The sequence below is a fragment of the Micromonospora palomenae genome (genome assembly GCF_007829925.1).
Lineage (GTDB): Bacteria > Actinomycetota > Actinomycetes > Mycobacteriales > Micromonosporaceae > Micromonospora > Micromonospora purpureochromogenes.
Genome location: NZ_VIXA01000002.1, coordinates 1,608,507 through 1,630,652 on the forward strand (window position 1 = coordinate 1,608,507; position 22,146 = coordinate 1,630,652).

The 22,146-nt window shown below is 72.9% G+C and carries 17 protein-coding genes; 9 read left to right on the plus strand and 8 right to left on the minus strand.

Annotated elements, in window-relative coordinates; translation table 11 throughout:
* Positions 1–55 precede the first annotated feature (55 nt).
* Genes hisC through hppD form a run of 4 tightly spaced genes read right to left on the minus strand, consistent with a single transcriptional unit; the run spans position 56 to position 4,030 of the window.
* A complete protein-coding gene (gene hisC / locus FHX75_RS18605) occupies positions 56–1,159 on the minus strand; it encodes a histidinol-phosphate transaminase (RefSeq protein WP_154941413.1) in 1,104 nt (367 codons plus the stop codon).
* The gene (locus FHX75_RS18610) at positions 1,156–2,103 is read right to left on the minus strand and encodes an RDD family protein (protein WP_154941415.1); all 948 of its coding nucleotides are present in this window, start codon (positions 2,101–2,103) and stop codon (positions 1,156–1,158) included. The genes hisC and FHX75_RS18610 overlap by 4 nt, the downstream gene beginning before the upstream one ends.
* Entirely contained in the window at positions 2,100–2,813 is a 714-nt protein-coding gene (locus tag FHX75_RS18615; protein ID WP_154941416.1) for an RDD family protein, read from the minus strand. The genes FHX75_RS18610 and FHX75_RS18615 overlap by 4 nt, the downstream gene beginning before the upstream one ends.
* 11 nt (positions 2,814–2,824) lie before the next feature.
* Positions 2,825–4,030, minus strand: coding sequence for a 4-hydroxyphenylpyruvate dioxygenase (hppD, locus tag FHX75_RS18620; RefSeq protein WP_154941418.1), 1,206 nt, complete (start codon positions 4,028–4,030; stop codon positions 2,825–2,827).
* 146 nt (positions 4,031–4,176) lie between these two features.
* Here hppD and FHX75_RS18625 point away from each other — a divergent pair, with 146 nt between their 5' ends.
* The 3 genes from FHX75_RS18625 to FHX75_RS18635 all read left to right on the plus strand — a co-directional run bounded on the left by FHX75_RS18625 (position 4,177) and on the right by FHX75_RS18635 (position 7,996).
* Positions 4,177–4,668: an Lrp/AsnC family transcriptional regulator gene (locus FHX75_RS18625; protein WP_154941420.1), complete on the plus strand. Its 492-nt coding sequence runs from the start codon at positions 4,177–4,179 to the stop codon at positions 4,666–4,668.
* A gap of 141 nt (positions 4,669–4,809) precedes the next feature.
* On the plus strand, positions 4,810–6,237 hold the full coding sequence (locus FHX75_RS18630) for a hypothetical protein (protein WP_425463519.1): 1,428 nt from the start codon (positions 4,810–4,812) through the stop codon (positions 6,235–6,237).
* 91 nt (positions 6,238–6,328) lie between these two features.
* Complete coding sequence (locus tag FHX75_RS18635) at positions 6,329–7,996, plus strand: fumarate hydratase (RefSeq protein ID WP_154941424.1); 1,668 nt, start codon at positions 6,329–6,331, stop codon at positions 7,994–7,996.
* Positions 7,997–8,060: 64 nt separating this feature from the next.
* Here FHX75_RS18635 and FHX75_RS18640 read toward each other — a convergent pair whose 3' ends face one another.
* Positions 8,061–10,463, minus strand: coding sequence for a hypothetical protein (locus FHX75_RS18640; RefSeq protein ID WP_154941426.1), 2,403 nt, complete (start codon positions 10,461–10,463; stop codon positions 8,061–8,063).
* A gap of 375 nt (positions 10,464–10,838) precedes the next feature.
* Here FHX75_RS18640 and FHX75_RS18645 point away from each other — a divergent pair, with 375 nt between their 5' ends.
* From FHX75_RS18645 to FHX75_RS18655, 3 genes are all read left to right on the plus strand, one after another.
* Positions 10,839–13,820 (plus strand): AfsR/SARP family transcriptional regulator, encoded by a 2,982-nt coding sequence (locus tag FHX75_RS18645; RefSeq protein ID WP_154942034.1) that lies wholly within the window; start codon positions 10,839–10,841, stop codon positions 13,818–13,820.
* 35 nt (positions 13,821–13,855) lie between these two features.
* On the plus strand, positions 13,856–15,265 hold the full coding sequence (locus FHX75_RS18650) for a class II fumarate hydratase (RefSeq protein ID WP_211364496.1): 1,410 nt from the start codon (positions 13,856–13,858) through the stop codon (positions 15,263–15,265).
* Positions 15,266–15,431: 166 nt separating this feature from the next.
* The gene (locus FHX75_RS18655; RefSeq protein WP_154941429.1) at positions 15,432–16,004 is read left to right on the plus strand and encodes a GNAT family N-acetyltransferase; all 573 of its coding nucleotides are present in this window, start codon (positions 15,432–15,434) and stop codon (positions 16,002–16,004) included.
* Here FHX75_RS18655 and FHX75_RS18660 read toward each other — a convergent pair.
* Positions 15,964–16,509, minus strand: a complete 546-nt coding sequence (locus FHX75_RS18660; protein ID WP_154941430.1) for a CGNR zinc finger domain-containing protein — start codon at positions 16,507–16,509, stop codon at positions 15,964–15,966. The two genes, FHX75_RS18655 and FHX75_RS18660, sit on opposite strands and share 41 nt — an antisense overlap.
* A gap of 82 nt (positions 16,510–16,591) precedes the next feature.
* On the opposite strand from FHX75_RS18660, the gene FHX75_RS18665 reads away from it, so the two are divergent.
* The 3 genes from FHX75_RS18665 to FHX75_RS18675 all read left to right on the plus strand — a co-directional run bounded on the left by FHX75_RS18665 (position 16,592) and on the right by FHX75_RS18675 (position 20,023).
* Positions 16,592–17,551 (plus strand): EamA family transporter, encoded by a 960-nt coding sequence (locus tag FHX75_RS18665; RefSeq protein ID WP_154941432.1) that lies wholly within the window; start codon positions 16,592–16,594, stop codon positions 17,549–17,551.
* Between the two features lie 13 nt (positions 17,552–17,564).
* Positions 17,565–18,257, plus strand: coding sequence for an HAD family hydrolase (locus FHX75_RS18670; protein WP_154941434.1), 693 nt, complete (start codon positions 17,565–17,567; stop codon positions 18,255–18,257).
* An 86-nt stretch (positions 18,258–18,343) separates the two neighbouring features.
* Complete coding sequence (locus FHX75_RS18675; RefSeq protein WP_170285402.1) at positions 18,344–20,023, plus strand: S8 family serine peptidase; 1,680 nt, start codon at positions 18,344–18,346, stop codon at positions 20,021–20,023.
* Positions 20,024–20,144: 121 nt separating this feature from the next.
* Here the strand turns inward: FHX75_RS18675 and FHX75_RS18680 are convergent, their stop codons facing one another.
* Complete coding sequence (locus FHX75_RS18680) at positions 20,145–21,152, minus strand: endonuclease domain-containing protein (protein WP_154941438.1); 1,008 nt, start codon at positions 21,150–21,152, stop codon at positions 20,145–20,147.
* Between the two features lie 210 nt (positions 21,153–21,362).
* Positions 21,363–22,145: an IclR family transcriptional regulator gene (locus FHX75_RS18685; protein ID WP_425463499.1), complete on the minus strand. Its 783-nt coding sequence runs from the start codon at positions 22,143–22,145 to the stop codon at positions 21,363–21,365.
* Position 22,146: the final 1 nt, after the last annotated feature.

A 22,146-nucleotide genomic window follows, 5' to 3' on the forward strand; every position in this document is an offset into this window, starting at 1 on the left:
TGCCGGTGTCGGTCCGCCTCCGATCGGGGTTGGCGGAGGCGGACCGGTCCCGGGCTCAGGCCAGCGCGGCCTCCGCCGCGGCCAGGAAGGCGTCGTTCTCGGTCGGGGTGCCGATGGTGACCCGGACCCCGTCGCCGGCGAACGGCCGGACGATCACGCCGCGCGCCTCGCACGCCTTGCCGAAGTCCACCGCCCGGTCGCCCAGCGGCAGCCAGACGAAGTTGGCCTGGCTGGACGGCACGTCCGGGACCAGCTTGCGCAGCGCCTCGGTGACCCGGTCCCGCTCGGCGACGACCAGCGCGCAGCGCCGCTCGACCTCGTCCGCCTGCGCCAGCGCGGCCAGCGCGCCGGCCTGGGCGGCCATGCTGGTGGAGAAGGGGGTGACCACCTTGCGCACGGCCGCGGCCACCTCCGGGGCGGCGACCAGGAAGCCGATCCGCAGCCCGGCCAGCCCCCAGGCCTTGGAGAGCGTGCGCAGCACCACCACGTTCGGCCGGTCGAGGTAGGTCAGGCCGTCCGGCACCTCCGGGTCGGTGACGAACTCGCGGTACGCCTCGTCGATGACGACCAGCACGTCCTCGCCGACGGAGTCGAGGAACCGGTCCAGCTCCGCCTTGCGCACGGCCGTACCGGTGGGGTTGTTCGGGTTGCAGACCAGCACCATCCGGGTCCGGTCGGTCACCGCCGCGGCCATCGCCGCCAGGTCGTGGCCGTGGCCGGCGTCGTTGGGCACCCGCACGCTGGTCGCGCCGCTGGTCGCCGCGATGATCGGGTACGCCTCGAACGACCGCCACGAGTAGAGCAGCTCGTCGCCGGGCAGGCAGGTGGCCCGGACCAGGTGCTCGGCCAGCGCCACCGACCCGCAGCCGGTGGCGATCCGGTCGGCGTCCACCCCGTACCGCTCGGCCAGCGCCTGGCGCAGCGCCACCACGCCCATGTCCGGGTAGCGGTGCGAGCCGGTGACCGCCTCGGTGACCGCCTCGACCACGCCGGGCAGCGGCCCGTACGGCACCTCGTTGCTGGCCAGCTTGATCGCCTCCGGCAGGCCCAGCTCCCGGGCCAGGTCGGCGGGGCTGCGACCCGGCACGTAGTTCGGCAGCGCGTCCAGGTCGGCGCGGGTCAGCCGCAGCGCGGGCTGGTGACGTCCGGTGTCGGTCATGGGGTGTCTCCCGGGGAGTCGGCACGGTCGTGCGGGGTGGCGGGGGTGGCGGGGCCGCCGGGTTGCGGCAGCCGCACCACGACGGTCTGGGCGCGCTTGTCGTGCAGCGCCTGGCGCAGCGGGTGGTCGAAGAGGACCGAGACCGCGTCGACGAGCTGGAGGAGCAGGCCGAAACCGCAGCAGTACCAGAGCAGGGTGGGCATGCCCAGCGTGCTCCACCGGCGGGTCGCCCGGCCGAAGCCGAGCGGTTGGTCCGCCTCGACGGGCACCGCCCGGATGCGCATCACCCGCTTGCCGAAGGTCTGCCCGCTGGCGGCCATCGCCGGCACCTCGTACGCGAACCAGAGCGCGGTGGCGATCACCAGGATGGCGATCAGCAGGCCGGCGGCCTGCTCACCGGGGGCCGGCAGTGGCGCGTTGGTGGTGTCGCCCGTGGTGGCCCGGCGCCACGCCTCGTCGAGGGCGGGGGAGAGCTCGCGGACGTACCGGTAGACGAACCAGCCGTTGACCAGCACGTTGAGCAGGAAGACCAGACCGAGGTCGATCAGTCGGGCGACCAGTCGGGAGCCGTAGCCGGCCAGCGGCAGGCCGTGCGGGCGCGGCTCCGGCGGGCGCCCCGGCCAGGTGGGGTACGGCCAGCCCGGCGGCGGGCCCTGGGGATGACCGACGCCCGGGCCGGGCGGCAGCCCGACGCCGGGCGGGACGCCCTGGCCGTGCGGTGCGCCGACAGCCCCCGGGCCGGGGCCGGGCGGCACCGGGAACCCGGTGGCCGGCGCGGCCGGTGGGGCGGGCGGCTCGGGGGCGGGCGGCGGCTCCGGCGGCGGTGGGCCCTCGGGCGGGGTGACATCGACCGGGACGGGCGCGCCGACCCAACCCTCGCCGTCCCACCAACGCCTGGTGGTGGGCTCGGCGGGGTCGACGTACCAGCCTGGTTCAACGCTCACCCGGACACCTTAACGACGACGGTGCGGGCGAACTTGTCGTGGAGGCACTGCTGCCAGGGCTTGTCCCAGAGCTGCCAGAGGCCGTCGACGTAGCTGAAGCCCGGGATGATGGATCCGCCGACCTGCTGGGCGGCCCACCGCTTGGCCGCCATCCTCCGGTCCAGCGCGGTGGTGGGGTCGAGCGGCACGATGCGCAGCTTCATCACCCGCTTGCCCACGGTCTGCCCGGTCTTGAGCATCAGCTCGACCTGGTAGACGTACGACATCGCGAAGATGAGCAGGAGCAACCCGGCCTCCAGGGCGAGCAGGGGCAGCAGGATGTCGGAGATCGGGTCCGGCTCGGTGTAGGTGCCGTCCGGCGTGGTGGCGGTCAGGTCGGGCGTCACCACCGCGAACATGAGGATCATTGCGGGCACCATGACGACCAGGCTGGCCGCGCCGAGCACCAGCCCGTCGATCAGCACCGCCAGCAACCGGTCGCCGAAGCTGGCCAGCGGCTGGCCGTTCGGGGCGAACGGCACCCCGGGCAGGCCGGGCCGGAACGGGGTGCCGGGCGGCCCCGCCGGATAGCTCGGCAGGCCGGAGTACGGGCCGGGCTGCGGCGGCACGGCGTACCCCTGGGGGGTGGGACCGGAGGGCGGCGCGAAGCCGCCGGCGGCGGGCGAGGGCCCACCGGCCGGCGGCGTCGGGTACGTCGGAGGCTGCGTCACGCTCGACAGTGTTACAGGTTGCCGCGCGCTTCCTGCTCCCGCTCGATCGCCTCGAAGAGCGCCTTGAAGTTGCCCTTGCCGAAGCCGAGCGAGCCGTGCCGCTCGATCAGCTCGAAGAAGACGGTCGGGCGGTCCTGCACCGGCTTGGTGAAGATCTGGAGCAGGTAGCCGTCCTCGTCCCGGTCGACCAGGATCTTGCGGGACTTCAGCTCCTCGATCGGCACCCGGACCTCGCCGATCCGGGCGCGCAGCTCCGGGTCGTCGTAGTACGAGTCCGGGGTGTCCAGGAACTCGACGCCGGCGGCCCGCATCGCGTCGACGCTGGCCAGGATGTCGTTGGTGGCCACGGCGATGTGCTGGGCGCCCGGGCCCTGGTAGAACTCCAGGTACTCGTCGATCTGCGACTTCTTGCGGGCGATCGCCGGCTCGTTGAGCGGGAACTTCACCTTGCGGGTGCCGTTGGCGACGACCTTGCTCATCAGCGCCGAGTAGTCGGTGGCGATGTCGTCGCCGATGAACTCGGCCATGTTCGAGAAGCCCATGACCCGCTTGTAGAACTCGACCCACTCGTCCATCCGGCCGAGCTCGACGTTGCCGACCACGTGGTCGACCGCCTGGAAGAAGCGCTTCGGCTGGATGCCGGCGTCGATCATCGGCTGGCGGTCCACGATCGGGCCGCGGGCGACGAAGCCGGGCAGGAACGGGCCGGTGTAGCGGGACCGGTCGACCAGGGTGTGCCGGGTGTCGCCGTAGGCGGCGATGGCGGCCATCCGCACGGTGCCGTGCTCGTCGGTCACGTCGTGCGGCTCGACCAGGCCGGTCGCGCCCTGCGCGGTGGCGTGCGCGTACGCGGCGTCGACGTCCGGCACCTCCAGCGCGATGTCGGAGACGCCGTCGCTGTGCTTGGCGACGTGGTCGGCGCCGGCGGCGTCGGGGCGGACCGCGCCGGTCAGCACGAACCGGGCCGAGCCGCTGGTCAGCACGTACTGGGCGTGGTCCCGGTAGCCCTGCTCCGGCCCCCGGTACGCCACACAGGTCATGCCGAAGGCGGTGGAGTAGTAGTGCGCGGCCTGCTTGGCGTTGCCGACCAGGAAGTGCACGTGGTCGAGGCCCTTGACCGGGAACGGGTCCCGGGTGATGTCGTGGTCGACGGCGCCGACGAGGGCGTCGACGTCGACCTCCTCGGTCGACTGGGGTCGGTCGATCGCCTGGGTCATGGTGTCCTCCCTTGCGTACCGGCCGGCCTCGTGGGCCGCCGCGGTGGTTCCGATGCTCTTGCCAGGAGGATCGCCGTGATCCGGCGCACTGGGCAACCGTCGTCGTTTCCGCTGGTCATCCTGCACATTCGGTAGAGTGTTGAAACATGAACGCTGGGCAGGATGTACAGCTCGACGAGCTGGACGCCAGGTTGATCCAGTTGCTCGCCGACGAGCCGCGGATCGGGGTGCTGGAGTGTTCCCGCCGGCTCGGGGTGGCCCGGGGCACCGTCCAGGCCCGGCTGGACAAGCTGGTCGAGCGGCGGGTGATCGGCGGCTTCGGGCCGGACGTCTCGCCGGCCGCGATCGGCTTCGGGGTGACCAGCTTCGTCACCCTGGAGATCAGCCAGCGGCACGGCCACGACGCGGTCACCGCCCACCTGGCGGCCATCCCCGAGGTGCTGGAGGCGCACACCATCACCGGCTCCAGCGACCTGCTCTGCCGGATCGTCGCCCGGTCCAACACCGACCTCCAGCGGGTGATCGACCAGATCGTCTCCTACGAGGGCATCCGCCGGGCCTCCACGATCATCGCGCTGGCCGAGCAGATCCCGTACCGCGTCCTGCCCCTGGTCCGCTCCGCCGCCGCACCCCGCTGACGCCCCGCGCTCCCGCGCGGGCGGCCCCGGCGCCCGGAGCCGGCGCGCAGAAAGGGCGGCGACACTCCGGCGCGGGGTCGGGGGAGTTCGGTGATCGTCGCTACCGTGTGCGGTGTGAAGGGCCTTGGCGTACGCGGCTGGTTGCTGCTGGGGCTCGTCACCGTGGTCGTGCTCGCCGCCACCGGGGTCTGGAACCCGTTCCCCGCGATCTGGGACTGGGTCGACCGCCGACAGCCGATCTCCGACCCGGACGTGGTCTGGCAGCAGCGCATCGGCGGCACCCCGAAGAGCGTGACCATCGCCGGGGACACCGTCGTGATCGAGCAGCGGACCCGGGTCGAGGCGCGCAGCCTGGCCACCGGCACCCAGCTCTGGGAGCGCAAGGCGGACTGGGCGGCGGTGGCCGGCGGGACCCGGGACCCGGTCGTCGCGGTGGGCAAGTTGCTGGTCAAGGGGTACGAACTGCTCGACCCGACGACCGGGGTGGTGCGCCGGCGCGACGACGACGCGGTGGCCGTCTGGACGTACCGGAACATGCTGCTCGACGCGCACTGCGTCGAGCCGACCGACTGCACCCTGACCGCCTGGGACCCGCGCGGCACCCGGCCACTCTGGACGGCGTTCCTGCCCGGGGTCAGCACCGGCCTGTTCGCCGACAACCCCAACCTGCTCGGCACCCGCCGGCTCACCGCGCCCCGGATCGACGGCGGCGTGGCCGGCCCCGAGTCGGTGCCGCCGCTGCTCGGCTTCCCGGTCGACGGCCGGGTGCACGTGGTGGACACCGCCACCGGGCGGGTGGTGCAGAACGTCGAGCCCGGGCGGGACGAACGGCTCGCCGTGATCGGCGGCCGGATGCTGCGGATCAACGCGGTCTCCCGGGACGGCACCTGCCAGTACGTCATCTCCGCCCGCGACCCGGCCACCGGCCAGGAGGCGTGGCGCAAGGCCGGGGTCAACCTGCGCACCGCCGACAGCGCCGGCTGCGTGCAGCGGGAGGACCCGCAGGGCGCGCGGAACGTGCTGATCGGCGTGGCGCCGGACGGCCGGGAGGCGGTCATCGACGGGTACGACGGGCGGCTGCTGCTCGTCGACGCGGAGGGCGAGAAGCTGCTCGCCGTCGACGACCGGTACGCGCTGGTGCGCACCGCCGACAAGAACACCGTCGTCGGCCGGGAACTGGGCGTCGACCGGGTCCGCTGGAACCGTCCCGCCGGCGACCGGCCGGGCGCGGCGCTCACCCCGTACGCGGCGATCGTCACCCAGGAGAAACCGAACCGGCTGGCCGCGCTCGACCCGCGGACCGGTCGGGAACTGGTGGTGCTGCGGACCAGCGCCAACGCGCTCGCGGTCGGGCCGAACGGCATGATCATCGGGGAGGGGCGGGAGATCGGGTACGTCCGGTTCGGCGGTGGTGGCGCCGAGCCGCCGCCGGACGATGGCGGGGTGCCCGACCCCGACCCCGACACCGGGGGTTCCCCCGGCCCTGCCACCGGGGGCGGCCCCGGGGACCAGCCGGACTGCGGGCCGAAGCGGGAACTCTGCCCCGACCCGGGTGACGACGACGGCTGAGCGCGTCGGTCCCGCCCCGGGTGAGAGCGGCATCCCACGACGCACCCGGCGGGTGCCACCGATCGACGGGTCTGCCCTAGGCTTTCCCGTCATGAGCAGTGCCGCCGCGTTCTCGTACGCCCCCTTGCTGCCGACCGGTCCGGACCAGACGGAGTACCGCCTGGTCACCGACGAGGGCGTCGATGTCGTCAACGGTCCGGGTGGCCGTCGGTTCCTCACCGTGGAGCCCGCCGCGCTGACCGCGCTGACCGCCGAGGCGATGCACGACATCGCCCACTTCCTGCGCCCCGCCCACCTGGCCCAGCTCCGGTCGATCATCGACGACCCGGCCGCCTCGCCGAACGACCGGTTCGTCGCGCTCGACCTGCTGCGCAACGCCAACATCGCCGCCGGCGGCGTGCTGCCGATGTGCCAGGACACCGGCACCGCGATCGTGATGGGCAAGCGCGGCCGGCACGTGCTCACCGACGGCGCCGACGCCGAGGCGATCTCGCGCGGTGTCTACCAGGCGTACACCCGGCTCAACCTGCGCTACTCGCAGCTCGCCCCGCTGACCATGTGGGACGAGCGGAACACCGGCAGCAACCTGCCGGCCCAGGTGGAGCTCTACGCCGAGGACCCGGACGGGCACCCGGACGCGTACAAGTTCCTCTTCATGGCCAAGGGCGGCGGCTCGGCCAACAAGTCCTACCTCTACCAGGAGACCAAGGCGCTGTTGAATCCGACGCGGATGATGCAGTTCCTGGAGGAGAAGCTGCGGCTCATCGGCACCGCGGCCTGCCCGCCGTACCACCTGGCCATCGTCATCGGCGGCACCTCCGCCGAGTACGCCCTGAAGACCGCCAAGTACGCCTCCGCCAAGTACCTCGACGCGCTGCCCACCTCGGGCTCGATGACCGCGCACGGCTTCCGGGACCTGGAGCTGGAGGCGGAGGTGCTGGAGCTGACCCGCAACTTCGGCATCGGCGCGCAGTTCGGCGGCCGGTACTTCTGCCACGACGTCCGGGTGGTCCGGCTGCCCCGGCACGGCGCCTCCTGCCCGGTGGCGATCGCCGTCTCCTGCTCCGCCGACCGGCAGGCCGTCGCCAAGATCACCCCGTCCGGCGTCTGGCTGGAGCGGCTGGAGACCGACCCGGCCCGGTTCCTGCCCGACGTCACCGACGAGACGCTGGACGCCGAGATGGTCGTCAAGGTCGACCTCAACCGGCCGATGGACGAGATCCGCGCCGAGCTGTCGAAGTACCCGGTGAAGACCCGGCTGTCGCTGACCGGCCCACTGGTCGTCGCCCGGGACATCGCCCACGCGAAGATCGCCGAGCGGCTGGACGCCGGCGAGCCGATGCCGCAGTACCTGCGCGACCACGCCGTCTACTACGCCGGCCCGGCCAAGACCCCGGAGGGCTACGCCTCCGGCTCGTTCGGCCCGACCACCGCCGGCCGGATGGACGCCTACGTGGAGAAGTTCCAGGCCGCCGGCGGCTCCCAGGTGATGCTCGCCAAGGGCAACCGCTCTGGCCAGGTCACCCGCTCCTGCCAGCAGCACGGCGGCTTCTACCTCGGCTCGATCGGCGGCCCCGCGGCCCGGCTCGCCCAGGACTGCATCAAGCACGTCGAGGTGCTCGAATACCCGGAGCTGGGCATGGAGGCGGTCTGGAAGATCCAGGTCGAGGACTTCCCGGCGTTCATCGTGGTCGACGACAAGGGCAACGACTTCTTCGCCGAGGTCACCAAGCCGGTGCTGACCGTCGGGCGGCGCTGACCCCGCACGTACGCGAAAGGGGCGCCGGGCGGAGTTCCGCCCGGCGCCCCTTTCGCGTGGCCCGTTAGTTCGGGTTGGCCACGGTGAAGTAGTAGACACCCTCACCGGATGTGATGCCCGAGTCGGTACGGCTGGAGACGTACAGGTAGTTGCCACCGACCTCGGTCGGGGTGAGGGTGATGGTGGCGGTGCCGTCCGGACCGGCCGACACGGTCTTCTCCTCGGTGCCGTGTCGGTAGACGAACTCGGTGGAGCCCGGCACATGGGCGGTCAGCGTGAAGCTGCCCGCGATCCCCGGGCCCCCCACCTCGCCGCTCGGCGGGTAGTCCTGGCTGGTCACCGTCGGTGCCAGCTTGCCGAGGTAGAAGCCGTACTCGGTCTCGTCGGAGACGATGTCGCCGATCTTCTCGCGCACCTTCAGCCGCACCAGACCCTGCGTGTCCACCCGGTACGACTGCGGGGTCCAATCGATGGTGGCGGTACCGTCGGCCGCCGCCGTCACCGTCTTCGGGCCGTCGCCGAAGTCGTAGACGTAGCCGGTGACGCCGTCGCGGGCCGGGCGGAAGGTGAACTGGCCGGCCACGCCCGGTCCGCCACTCTCCCCGTAGGCGGGATAGTCCGACGAGGTGACCTCGGGGGCGTGCGAGAAGATCACGAAGTACCCTGAGGCCGTCTCCGACTCGTCTCCGTCGGCGGTCCGGCTGAACACCTCGATCCACTGGAAGCCGGCCTCCGTCGGTGTGTACGAAACCGTGGCGGTGCCGTCCTCCTTCGCCGCTACCGTGTGCTGCGCACCGCCGCCGACCGACCAGACGTACTCGGTCACGCCGGGCATGCCAGGGGCGAAGATGAACGTGCCGGGCGTGCCGGCGAGCGGGCCGTCACTGCCGTCCAGCGGGAAGTCCGGCGAGGAGATGGTCGGCGTGCTGGCCAGGTAGAAGTAGTACTCGCCGGTGCCGCTGGGCAGGTCGTCCGAGGTTCGGCTGGTGACCGTGACCATGTTGGCGCCGCCCCGGCGGGGCGTGACGGTCACCTTCGCGGTGCCGTCAGCGTCGGCCCGCACGGTGGTCGGCTCGCCGTCGTTGAGCTGCCAGCTGTACTCGACCACGTTCTCCATGCCGGGCCTGAGGGTCAGCTCGCGGGGCTCGCCGAATCCGCCGGTCGGGTTCCCGTCGGTGATCCGCGGGGCGGTCTGCCGGACGTAGAACTCGTACAGGGTGGTCTGGGAGTGGTTGCCGGTCCGGTCGATGCTGGACACCTCGAGCCGGTGGTAACCGGGGTTCTTCGGGGTGTAGGTAACGGTTGCCGTGCCGCCGGGACCGTCGGCGGGCACCGTACCGAAGCCGCTGTCCCAGCTCGTGTACTCGTACTTCACCACGTCGTCCGAGCCGTTCGGCGAGAAGGTGAAGGTACCGGGGATGCCCGGCCCGAAGGCCGTCGGCTCATACGGCGCCGCTGGATAGTCGGTGGAGGTGACCACCGGCCGGGCCGGGATCCGGGTGTCGACGGTGAACCGGCACTCCGGCGCCCAGTCCGAGGTGTCGCCGTACTGGTCCGTGGCACGGACGGTGAAAGCGTACGTGCCGCCGTGGGTCATGACCCCGTCGGGAATCGTGTACTGGAACCGGGACCCGGAGGGCAGCGTGTAGGGGAACTCCAACTCGGTCCGCTCGGCAGGCCGGTCGGTCGGCCACCAGGCGAAGGTCGCCTTGAGCTGGTCAACGCCGCCGGTCTCGTTGACGTCCGGGTCGGTCACCTCGGCCCGGAACTCCGGCCGGGTGGTGCCGATGAACAGGTCGTCCCGGCAGGCGAGGCCACCGGCGCTGAGCTTGCCGGGGGCGTTCGGCGCGTGGTTGTGCTCCAGCGAGACGCCGAGCGTGTTCACCCGCCGACCCCACTGGAGGCCGTCCTCGTGCTCGCCGATGCGGAGCATGAACGTGATCCTGCTCTGCCTCGCCGCGATCGCCGCGCGCACCTCGTTGGTGACCAGAGTGGTCAGGTAGGTCGACGGGCACGGCGCACCGGGGACGTCGAGGTCGGCGAGCTTCTTGACGGCAGCGGGCGCAGACTTCCAGGTGGGTGCGGTGGTTGGGTTCTCGGTCCGCCAGAGCTGGAGCTCGCGCGGCTTGTCGCAGTCGTTGACCGACCGCTCGCCGGCCACCGCTCGGGCGCTGATGATCCGCTGCCCCAGGTAGGGGCTGAGGTCGAAGGTGAAGTACGCCCGGGAGGTGTGCTTGTCCCCAGTGGCGCTCTGCCAGCTGCCGACCGGAAGGGCGGCGTCCTCGGCTTGGAAGGACCGGGTGGGCCGGGCGTTGTCGGTCCAGGTCACCTCGACCGGCTGGACGTAGTTCTGCAGGGCCGACGCCGGCTGGCCGGTGACCGCCAAGGCGCCCGTGGTGGTGAGCAGGGCCGCGAGGCCTGCCGTGAGGAACCGGCGCGGTACGCGTCGGCGGCGTGCGGTGGGCACGCCGATGGAACCGCCGTTTTCGGGCAAGGTGCAAGCCTCCGGTGGGAGTGAGAGGATCGTGATGATCTTAAGTGGGTGAATAGGCTAGCGGGCTCGACTTTCGGCCGGACGCCGGCGCTTCACGGACCCCGGGGAGGTGGACGGCGGGACGCCGAGCGTCCCTGCTCGCCTGCCGTATATCGACATCGGTGCGCCCGCCCGGAAATCCCACCCGGACGGGCGCACCGCCCCCGTCGGATGCCGTCACCGACAACCCGGACCAGTGTCGGTCCCGATGCTGTCGTTCCGCTATCGGATCGCTATCGCCTGGACGGGGCGAGCCGGCACCCGCGGGCTACGCTGCGGAAGATGCACCACGGCGCGCGGGGGGAGCGGATGCGGTTCGGGATCCTGGGACCTCTGCGGGTCGGCGGCGGCGAGGCCACCGTCACCGCGGGCCGGGACCGGGTCGTGCTCGCCATGCTGCTGCTGCGCGCCGGTCGGGTCGTACCGGTGGAGGAACTGGTCGACGCGGTCTGGGAGGAACGCCCGCCGGCCACCGCCAAGGCCCAGCTGCACAGTTGCGTCTCGCGGCTGCGCCAGCGGCTCGCCGCGCTCGGCCTGCCGGCCGACGTGATCGTCACCGACCCGGTCGGCTACGGCATCCGCGTCGAACCGGCCGACCTGGACTTCGACGTCTTCGCCCGTACGGTCGAGGCCGCCCGCGCCGCGGTCGCGGCCGGGCAGCCGGCCGAGGCGCGCCGGCACTACCGGCAGGCGCTCGGGTTGTGGCGCGGGCCGGCGTTGAGCGGCATCCGGAGCCGGGCCGTGCGCCGGCGGGCGCAGACCCTCGACGAGCAGCGGCTCGCCGCCCTGGAGGAGTGCGTCGACGTCGAGCTGCGGTTGCGGCAGGCCGCCGACCTGGTCGACGAGCTGGCCGAGAGCGTCGACCGGCACCCGCTGCGGGAACGGCTGCGCGGCCAGCTCATGCTAGCCCTCTCCGCGATGGGCCGGCAGGCCGACGCCCTCGCCGTCTACCGGGAGGGCCGGCGGATCTACGCCGAGGAACTGGGCATCGAACCTGGCGCGGCGTTGCAGGAGCTGCACCAGCGGGTGCTCGCCGGTGACCTGGCGCTGGGCGGGCCGGAGAACCGGGCGGTCGCCCCCGTCCGGTCGTTGCCCCGGGCGATCAGCGACTTCACCGGCCGGCAGCAGACGATGGCCCGCCTGGTGAAGGAGATCGAGGAGGAGGGCGCCCGGATCCAGCTGATCGACGGGATGGCCGGCAGCGGCAAGACCACCCTGGCGGTGCACGTCGCGGCCGCCCTGGCGGACCGCTACCCGGACGCGCACCTCTTCGTGGACCTGCACGGGCACAGCGAACGGACCCCGTTGACGCCCGCCGCGGCGGTGGCCACGCTGCTGCGCCAGCTCGGGGTGCCGGCGGAACGGGTCCCGCTGGACCTGGACGACCGGCTCGCGGTGTGGCGCAGCGAGCTGGCCGGCCGGCGGGCCCTGGTGGTGCTGGACAACGCCGCCGGTGCCGACCAGGTGGCGCCGCTGCTGCCCACCGGCCCGGACTGCCTCGTGCTGATCACCAGCCGCCGTCGGCTGGTCGGCCTGGACGAGGGGCGGCCCTCGTCCCTGCCGGTCCTCGACCCGGACGAGGGAATCGAACTGCTCGGCCGGGTGGCCGGCCAGGAGCGGGTGGCGGCCGAACCGCAGGCGGCGGCCGAGGTGGTGCGCCGCTGCGGGTACCTGCCGCTGGCGATCCGGCTGGCCGGCGCGCGGTTGGCGCACCGGCCCCGCTGGCGGGTCGCCGATCTGGCCGAGCGGCTGGTCACCGGGGGCGGCCCGCTGGCCGAGCTGGCCGCCGGGCAGCGCTCGGTGGGGCAGGCGTTCGCCCTGTCGTACGCCCAGGTGTCGCCGGCGGCCCAGCGGTTGTTCCGGCTGCTCGGCCTGCACCCCGGCGTACGGTTCGACAACCGGGTCGCCGCCGCCCTCGCCGAGCTGCCGCTGCCCGAGACGCAGGACCTGCTCGACGAGCTGGTCGACTCGCACCTGGCCGAGGAGGTCGAGCCGGGCCGGTACCGGCTGCACGACCTGATCCGGGAGTACGCCCGGCTGCTGCTCGCCGAGGCGGACCGGGCCGCCGAGCGCCGGGACGCCTTGGCCCGCCTGCTCGATCACCACCTGCACGTGGCCGTGGCGATCGCGTGGACGGTGGAGGCGGCCGGCAGCCGCCCCACCCTCCCGGCCGTCACGCCGACCCGGCCCGATCTGGTGGCCGCCTGTGCCGCAGGGGGGCGGGCCTGGTTCGAGGAGAACCTGGCCGCGCTCACCGCCCTGGTCCGGCTGGCCGAGGAGGAGGGCTTCCCGGCGCGGTGCTGGCAGCTGGCCCGGGCCTGCTGGCGGCCCAACTTTGACGGCGGGCACCTCGACGAGCTGATCGAGACCCACACGATCGGCCTCCGGGTCGCCGAGGAGCTCGGCGACGAGGTGGCCATCGCAATGATGTTGAACTACCTCTCCTCGGCGTACTACCGCCTGGCCCGCTTCCCCGAGGCGATCCGGTTGATGGAGGTGGCGCTGGACCTGCGCCGCCGGCTCGGGCTGCGGGGCGAGGTGCTCAGCACGCTGTGGAACCTCGGCGCCTCGTACGCGGGCAACGGCGAGTACCGGCAGGGCAAGGCGAAGTTCGACGAGGCACTCGCCCTGATCACCGGCCTGAACGACGCGGCCGAGCTGACGAACCTGCAGAACAACCTCTGCCTGGCACTGCTCGGCTGGGGCCGGTACGAGGAAGCCCTGCACACCGCCCGGCTGCACCTCCTGCTGGCCCGCCAGACGCAGGACATCCGGCAGACCTCGCACGCCGTCGGGCACCTCGGCATGATCCGGCACCGGATGGGCGACCTGGCACCCGCCCGCCGACTTCTGCGGGTCGCGCTGCACCTCAAGCGTCAGACGGGCAACCGGTACGGCGAGGGGGAGGTGCGCAACGAGATCGGCGTGATGGAGCGGGAGGACGGGCGGCCCGAGCGGGCCGCGGCCCTGCACCGGGAGGCGCTGGTGGCGATGATGGAGGTGGGCGACCGGATCGGCCAGTGCGCGTCGCGCAACCTGCTGGCCCGGGCGATCCTCGACCAGGGTGACGTCTCCAGCGCGCTGGACCTGCACCGCCGGGTGCTCACCGACGCCACCCGGCTGGGTGCCCGCTACGAGCAGGCGAGGGCGCTCGACGGCATCGCCCGCTGCCTGCGGACCAGCGACCCGGCCGCCGCCCGCTCGCACTGGATGCGGGCGCTGGCGCTGTTCCGCCAGGTCGAGTCGCCGGACCAGCACGAGGTCGTCCGGCTGCTGGCGGAGCTGGACTGAGCGATCATCTGCGAGTCCGCGGTGGGCGCGGCAGGATGGTACGCGTGACGACTCCAGAGGCAGCGGGTTACCGGATCGAACGCGACTCGATGGGCGAGGTGGAGGTGCCCACCGAGGCGCTGTGGCGGGCGCAGACCCAGCGTGCGGTGCAGAACTTCCCGATCTCGGGGCGCGGCATCGAGCCGGCCCAGATCAAGGCCCTGGCCCAGATCAAGGGTGCCGCCGCACAGGTCAACGGGGAGCTGGGCGTGATCGGCGCGGACGTTGCCGCCGCGATCGCCGCCGCCGCCGCGCACGTGGCCGACGGCGGGTACGACGACCAGTTCCCGATCGACGTGTTCCAGACCGGCTCGGGCACGTCGTCCAACATGAACACCAACGAGGTGATCGCCACCCTCGCCAGCCGCGAGCTGGGTCGGGACGTGCACCCGAACGACGACGTCAACGCCTCGCAGTCCAGCAACGACGTCTTCCCGTCCTCCATCCACCTGGCCGCCACCCAGGCCGTGGTCGAGGACCTGCTGCCCGCGTTGAAGCACCTGGCCGGCGCGCTGGAGGAGAAGGCGACGGAGTTCGAGACGGTGGTCAAGGCCGGCCGTACCCACCTGATGGACGCCACGCCGGTCACCCTCGGGCAGGAGTTCGGCGGGTACGCCGCGCAGGTCCGCTACGGCGTGGAACGGCTGGAGGGGGCGCTGCCCCGGCTGGCCGAGCTGCCGCTCGGCGGCACCGCCGTGGGCACCGGCATCAACACCCCGCTCGGCTTCGCCGGGAAGGTGATCGAGAAGCTGCGCGCCTCCACCGGACTGCCGCTGACCGAGGCGCGCAACCACTTCGAGGCGCAGGGCGCGCGGGACGCGCTGGTGGAGACCTCCGGGCAGCTGCGTACCGTCGCCGTCGGGCTCTACAAGATGGCCAACGACATCCGCTGGATGGGCTCCGGCCCCCGCGCCGGCCTGCGCGAGTTGCGCATCCCCGACCTCCAGCCCGGCTCGTCGATCATGCCGGGCAAGGTGAACCCGGTGGTCGCCGAGGCGATGCGGCAGGTCTGCGCGCAGGTGATCGGCAACGACGCGACGGTCGCCTTCGCCGGCTCCCAGGGCGACTTCGAGCTGAACGTGATGCTCCCGGTGATGGGCCGCAACCTGCTGGAGTCGATCCGGCTGCTGGCCGCGTCGAGCCGGCTCTTCGCCGACCGCCTGGTGGTCGGCCTGGTCGCGGACGCCGAGGTCTGCCTGGCGTACGCGGAGGGGTCGCCGTCGATCGTCACCCCGCTCAACCGCCACCTCGGGTACGACGAGGCCGCCTCGATCGCCAAGGAGGCGCTGGCCAAGCAGATCTCGATCCGCGAGGTGGTGATCGCCCGGGGCCACGTGGACTCCGGCAAGCTCAGCGAGACCCAGCTCGACGAGGCCCTCGACCTCCTCCGCATGACCCACCCCTGACCCCCGGACCGACCGGCACCTGATCCACTCCGTTGCGCCGATCTGGCGGTGTCCGGAGCAGGGTGATACCGCCACGTCGCCGAAGTGGAGCCGGATCTGGGGCTGACGACGCGGCGGTGCGGGATATCGGTCGACCGGCGCGCGTGGGACGCGGCATCATCCCGGCATGACCGCTGACGTGCTGCTGGAGACCGAGCGGCTGCGGCTGCGCCGGTTCACCCCCGACGACGTGGACCACCTCGTCGAGCTGGACAGCGACCCGGAGGTCATGCGCTTCCTGACCGGTGGCCGGCCGACCCCGCGCGCCACGGTGCGCGACGAGCAGTTGCCCCGCCTGCTGAGCCAGTACGACGAGCACCCCGGCCTGGGGCGTTGGGCGGCGGAGGACCGGGAGAGCGACGACTTCCTGGGCTGGTTCGCGCTCGACCCGTCCGACGACGGCAAGGAGGCGGAGCTGGGCTACCGGCTGCGTCGTGGCGCGTGGGGGCGCGGCCTGGCCACCGAGGGTTCCCGGGCGCTGATCCGGTACGCCTTCACCGAGCTGGCCGTTCGGCGCATCTGGGCCGAGACGATGGCGGTGAACACCCGCTCCCGGCAGGTGATGGCGAAGTCCGGCCTGCGGTACGTGCGCACCTTCCACCTGCACTTCGACGACCCGGTCCCGGGGACCGAGCACGGCGAGGTGGAGTACGAGCTGCTCAGGAGCGAGTGGCCGCTTTCCGCGCCCGGTACGCGCTGACCGCGGCCCGGTTGCCGCAGCCCGCCTCGCAGAACCGGCGGGACCGGTTCTTCGACAGGTCGACCAGCACGTTCTCGCAGTCCGGGTGGGCGCAGATCCGCAGCCGGCCCAGCTCGCCGGCGCGGACCAGGTCGGCCAGGGCCATCGCCGCCTCGACCGCCATCCGGGTGGCCAGCGGCGCGTCCCGGGGCACCGCGTGCAGGTGGTACGGCTCGTCGTCGTGCCGGATGAGCTGCGGCAGCGCGTGGGACTCGCGGAGCAGCTCGTTGACGACGGCGACGATCTCGTCGACGTCGGCGTGCCAGATCCGGCGCAGCCGGGGGCGCAGCTCGCGTACCGCCCGCAGCTCGGCCTCGGTGTGTTCGTGCCGACCGGTCCAGCCGTAGGTGACGACGAACCGGTCCAGCGCCGCGACGTCGGGCAGCCCTTCGTCCGCCGGGTCGTCGGTGTTCACCAGGGCGGTCGCGGCGATCAACCCACATTCGGTGTCATGGGCAAAAAGCAACTTGACTCCTGTCAGAGCCGGCCGTTAGCGTCACCAGCATAGGCGTTGTTCAGTCATGACAACTACCGGCGAGGAGAGCCCGATGCACGAACGATCCGCCGGCGCGGGCCTGGGGCTGGCCCTGCTGTCAGCCGTCACCTTCGCCACCTCGGGCACCTTCGCCCGCTCCCTGATCGAGGCCGGCTGGTCGGCCGAGGCCGTCGTCGTCGCCCGGGTCGGGATCGCCGCCCTGGTGCTCGCGGTGCCGGCCGTGCTCTCACTGCGCGGCAAGGGCGCCGTGCTGCGCCGCACCCTCGGCCCGGTGAGCGTCTTCGGCCTGCTCGGCGTCGCCACCGCCCAGGCGTGCTTCTTCAACGCCGTCCGCTACCTGCCGGTCGGCGTGGCCCTGCTGCTGGAGTACCTCGGCATCATCCTGGTGGTGGCCTGGATGTGGCTGGTGCACGGGCAGCGCCCCCGACGACTCACCGTGGTCGGCTCGGTCGCCGCGCTGGCCGGCCTGGCCTTCGTGCTCGACCTGACCGGCGCCGGCCGCCTCGACCCGGTGGGTGTGCTCTGGGGGCTCGGGGCCGGGGTGGGGCTGGCCGGCTACTTCGTGCTCGCCGCCCGGGTCGATCCCGCGCTGCCGTCGGTCGCCATGGCCAGCGGCGGCATGGCGATCGGCGCCGCGGTCCTCGCCCTGCTCGGGCTGGTCGGGGTGCTGCCGCTGCGGGCCACCTTCGGCGACGTCGAGTTCGCCGGGCAGCACACCAGCTGGCTGGTCCCGATCGTCGGGCTGTCGCTGGTCGCCGCGGTGATCGCGTACCAGGCCGGTATCGCGGCGACGCGGATCCTCGGCGCCCGGCTCTCGTCCTTCGTCGGGCTGACCGAGGTGATGTTCGCGGTGCTCATCGCCTGGCTGGTGCTGGGCGAACTGCCCACCGTGGTGCAGCTGCTCGGCGGCGCGCTGATCGTCGCCGGGGTGGCCCTGGTCCGCCTCGACGAGCTGCGCGGCGACCGCGTGGAACGGTCGGACACCCCGGCCGAGGAACCCGCCCTGACGTGAGATGGTCGGTGCCGTGCTGACCGTGCTGGTGTTCGACGCCGACGAGACCCTGCTCGACCTGCGCCCGGCGGTCACCGGCGGCCTGGTGGCCGTACTCGAAGAAATGCGGCGGCTGACCCCGGCGGCGGCCGGAGTGTCGCTCGCGGACCTGGAGTCGGACTGGGGCGCGGTCTTCGGCGCGATGAGCGCGGCGCCGGTGCAGGAGATCCGGCGGGCCGCGCTGGCCCGCTCGCTGGCGCGGGCCGGCCTGGCGGAGCGCCTCGACGAGCTGGCGGCGCTCTTCTTCGCCCGGCGGTTCGCGCTGACCCGGCCCTACGCCGACGTGCTTCCCGCGCTGGCCACGCTGCGCGGCCGGTTCCGGCTGGGCTACGCCACCAACGGCAACAGCCGCGCCGAACGCTGCGGGCTCGCCGGCGAGTTCGCCTTCGAGCGGTACGCGCACGACGACGGCCTGCCGAAGAAGCCCGACCCCGGGTTCTACGCGGCGGTGATCGAGGCCGCGGGCGTGCCGGCGGAGCAGATCGCGTACGTCGGGGACTCGCCCGCCCACGACGTGGTCGGCCCGCAGCGCGCCGGCCTGCGCGGGATCTGGCTCAACCGGCTCGGCCTGCCCTGCCCGCCGGGGGTACGACCCGACGCCGAGATCACCGGCTTGGGCGCGCTCCCGGCCGCGCTGGCCGCCCTCCAGCCGGTCAAAGCCGGATAAGCGTCCATTCCGGACGCCCGTCTGGCGCAACCCGCATCGGTGTTGTGTGATGGCTGCCACGTCCCTCAACGAGAGGATCTGATGTGGTGAGCAAGCGCTTCACCGCCGGGGCCGTCGCGACCGCGGCGACCCTGGCACTCACGGTGACCGGACTGGTGGCCCCGGCCAACGCCGAGCCGACCAGCACCCGGACCTTCACCGTGGTCGCCGAGGACGGCGTCTCGGCGGACGCGGCCATCGCCGCCATCCGGTCGGCGGGCGGGACCGTGGTGTCCCGTACCGACGACGTCGGCCTGTTCCAGGTGACCAGCGACCGGGCCGACTTCGCCAGCCGGGCGACCGCCGCCGGCGAGCTGATCGGCGCCGCCGAGCAGAAGGCCATCGGCCGCAAGCCCAAGCTGGACCGGGTCGAGCAGGAACACCTGCTCACCCAGGCCAAGGGGGTCGCCAAGGGGCACGGCAAGAAGCTCGACCCGCTGGACGACAAGCTCTGGGGTCTCGACATGATCCGGGCCGACCAGGCCCGGAAGATCGAGCCGGGTGACCGGCGGGTGACCGTCGGCATCCTGGACACCGGCGTCGACGCCAGCCAGCCGGACCTCGCGCCGAACTTCAACTGGTCGCTGTCGCGCAACTTCGCGCCGGACAAGACGGACGTCGACGGCGCCTGCGAGGTGGCGAGCTGCCTCGACCCGGTCGGCACCGACGACGGCGGGCACGGCACCCACGTCGCCGGGACGATCGGCGCCGCCGCGAACGGCTTCGGCCTCTCCGGTGTCGCCCCGAAGGTCTCGCTGGTCGAGCTCAAGGGCGGCCAGGACTCCGGCTACTTCTTCCTCGACCCGGTGGTCAACGCCCTGGTGTACGCCGGCAAGGCCGGCATCGACGTGGTGAACATGTCCTTCTACGTCGACCCGTGGCTCTACAACTGCACCGCCAACCCGGCCGACTCGCCGGAGGCGCAGGCCGAGCAGCGGGCGATCATCAAGGCCATGACCCGGGCCCTGAACTACGCCCACCGCAAGGGTGTGACCCTGGTCGGCTCGCTCGGCAACAACCACGAAGACCTCGGTGCGCCCCGGACCGACGTCTCCAGCCCGGACTACGGCTCCACTCCGTACCCGCGGCCGATCGACAACAACAGCTGCTGGGACCTCCCGGTCGAGGGGCCGAACGTGATCGGCGTGTCCGCCCTCGGCCCGTCCGGCAAGAAGGCCGACTACTCCAACTACGGCACCGAGCAGATCTCCGTCTCCGCGCCGGGTGGCTGGTTCCGCGACGGCTTCGGCACCGACACCTACCGCACCGACGCCAACATGATCCTCTCCACGTACCCGAAGAAGGTGCTCCAGGAGGAGGGGTCGGTCGACGAGGACGGCAACATCGTCGCCGGCTTCGAGAACTCGGTCTTCAAGCAGTGCACGACCGACGGTGAGTGCGGGTACTACACCTACCTGCAGGGCACCTCGATGGCGTCGCCGCACGTCAGCGGCGTCGCCGGCCTGATCGTCAGCAAGTTCGGCAAGAAGCAGGGCCGCAACGGCTTCGGCCTGGCGCCGGACCTGGTGGAGCAGCACCTCTACCGGACCGCCGCCGAGCACGCCTGCCCCGAGCCGCGCCTGCAGACCTACACCAACGAGGGCCGTCCGGCCGAGTTCGACGCGTACTGCGCCGGCTCGCTGAACTTCAACGGCTTCTACGGGTACGGCGTCGTCGACGCGTACGCCGCGGTGAAGAGCCCGCTCAAGCCGCACGTCCAGCCGTAACGCATCTTCAGGAAGGGCCCGGGCGACGTCGTCGCCCGGGCCCTCCGCCGTCCGCCCCCGTTTGCGGCGTGTCGGGGTGTCCTGGTGAGCGGAGGGCGCGACACGCCGCAAACGGCACCCGTCACCGCCGCCAGCCCCGCGCGGCGAGAGTGGTTCGGATCTCGCGGAGGACTGCCGGGAAGTCGTCCCGCAGGCGGCGGCTGGTCACGTGCAGCACGATCCAGTCGGCGGCCACAAACTGGTTGAGGCGTCGTCGGTCGCGGTGCAGTTGGTCCGGGTCGGCGTGCCACTGGCCGTCGTACTCCATCGCCACCCGGAACTCCGGCCAGGACAGGTCGGGGTGCAGCACGAGGCCGGAGGGCAGCCGGACCGGGTGCTGGGTGGCCGGCCGGGGTAGACCGGCAAGGACCAGGCGTACCCGCAGGTGGGACTCCGGCGGGGACTGCGCTCCTGCGTCGGCCAGGTCGAAGACCCGGCGGGCCCGTCGACCACCGGGCCGGTCGGCGAAGCGCCCAGCGACCTCGGCGAGGGCGTCGGGGTCGGTCAGACCGCTGGCGAGCATCGAGTCGACGATGCCCACCGCCCGCACCGGATCCAGCCAGGCGCCTGTCTCCCAGGCGGCGACGGCCGGCTGCGACCAGGGCGACATGTCGGTCGCGTGAAAGGACGGTGCGTCGCCCGGCGGAAGCCCGTCGGGCGACAGGGGCAGGCCGTCGACCACCGCACCCGGCATGAGTCGTCGGCCGAGCCGGCCCGCCGCGACGGCGTCGCCCGCCCGTCGTGGCGACAGGGTCGTGTGCACCCGCAGGCCTCGTTGAGTGCGGATGCTCGTCGCCCACGGTGCGAGGACATGGACGTCGTCGGCGAACCCCGCCGCGTGTTCGACGCCGTGCAGACAGGCCGCCGACGGACCGGCGAGCACCGTTCCCGGGGGCACCCGCAGGGAGACCGCGCGGCAGACCAACCGGTGGTCCCGTTCGAGGCGAGCGTCGGCGTAGACGTCGTGACGCAGTCGCACCCACGCGGAGCTGCGCAACTGGTCAGGGCTCAGCACCCCGTGCCGGACCGCGTCGGAGCCACGGAAGACCTGCCAGGCCAGCAGGCGCGGCCGGTGTGCGAGAGGAGGCATGCCGACCAGCGTGGGTACCGGGACCGGCTTCCCGACACCCCTGTGGACAACGCGCCGCCCCTCTGGCTGCCCTGTGGAAAGTGCCCACCGACAAGCCGGCTCTGCTATGGGTGCCGCGCTTGATCCACTCGATATGCGGCGTGTCGGGGTGTCGACGCCCCTGGGACACCCCGACACGCCGCAAACGCGAGGGGGCCGAGGGTCGGTGGGTCAGGAGAGTGCGGCGGCGATCGACTGGGCGGCGGCGAGCACCTGCGCGCCGACGGTGTCGGCGTCCAGCGGGGCCAGGGCCACCACTCCGACGCTCGCCTCCAGACCCGGCACCCCCAGCACCGGCGCCGCCACCCCGTACGCCCCGGGTTGCAGTTCCCCGACGGTGCTGACCGGGTCGGCCACTCCCGACCGGCCGGCGAGGATGGCCAGGCCGGCCGCCCCGCGCTCCAGCGGGTGCCGGGCACCCGTCCGGTACGCCACGTGGAACGACGTCCAGCTCGGCTCGACCACCGCCAGCGCCACCCCCTCGCCGCCCTCGACCACGGTCAGGTGCGCGGTCGCGCCGGCCTGCTCGGCCAGCCGGCGCAGCGCCGGCAGCGCTCCCTCGGCGAGCAGCGGCTGGGCCCGACGGGCCAGGTGCAGCACGCCGGCGCCGAGGCGCAGCCGGCCGTCGCCGTCCCGACGCAGCATCCCGTGCCCGGTCAGCGCCCCGACCAGCCGGTAGACGGCCGCCCGGCCGATGCCCAGCCGGTTCGCCGCCTCGGTCACGGTCAGCCCGGCGGAAGCGTCGGCCACCAGGTGCAGCAGCCGCAGGCCCCGGTCCAGGGTCTGCGCGGTCTCGCCGGGCCGGCCCGCCGTCTCGCCGCCCGCCGTCCGGTCCCGTTCCGTCGCCCCGGCGTCGACCCGTTCCGTCGCACCGGCGCCGACCCGGGCCGTCGTACCGGCTCCGGGCCGGACCGCCGCGTCCCCGGGCTCGCCGGACCTCGCCGTCGTCTCCACA

What these genes read in the sequence shown, in the direction of transcription:
- hisC (WP_154941413.1), bottom strand. Translation starts at nt 1,159, where the DNA reads ATGACCGACACCGGACGTCACCAGCCCGCGCTGCGGCTGACCCGCGCC.
- hppD (WP_154941418.1), bottom strand. Translation starts at nt 4,030, where the DNA reads ATGACCCAGGCGATCGACCGACCCCAGTCGACCGAGGAGGTCGACGTC.
- FHX75_RS18625 (WP_154941420.1), top strand. Translation starts at nt 4,177, where the DNA reads ATGAACGCTGGGCAGGATGTACAGCTCGACGAGCTGGACGCCAGGTTG.
- FHX75_RS18635 (WP_154941424.1), top strand. Translation starts at nt 6,329, where the DNA reads ATGAGCAGTGCCGCCGCGTTCTCGTACGCCCCCTTGCTGCCGACCGGT.
- FHX75_RS18645 (WP_154942034.1), top strand. Translation starts at nt 10,839, where the DNA reads ATGCGGTTCGGGATCCTGGGACCTCTGCGGGTCGGCGGCGGCGAGGCC.
- FHX75_RS18650 (WP_211364496.1), top strand. Translation starts at nt 13,856, where the DNA reads ATGGTACGCGTGACGACTCCAGAGGCAGCGGGTTACCGGATCGAACGC.
- FHX75_RS18655 (WP_154941429.1), top strand. Translation starts at nt 15,432, where the DNA reads ATGACCGCTGACGTGCTGCTGGAGACCGAGCGGCTGCGGCTGCGCCGG.
- FHX75_RS18665 (WP_154941432.1), top strand. Translation starts at nt 16,592, where the DNA reads ATGCACGAACGATCCGCCGGCGCGGGCCTGGGGCTGGCCCTGCTGTCA.
- FHX75_RS18680 (WP_154941438.1), bottom strand. Translation starts at nt 21,152, where the DNA reads ATGCCTCCTCTCGCACACCGGCCGCGCCTGCTGGCCTGGCAGGTCTTC.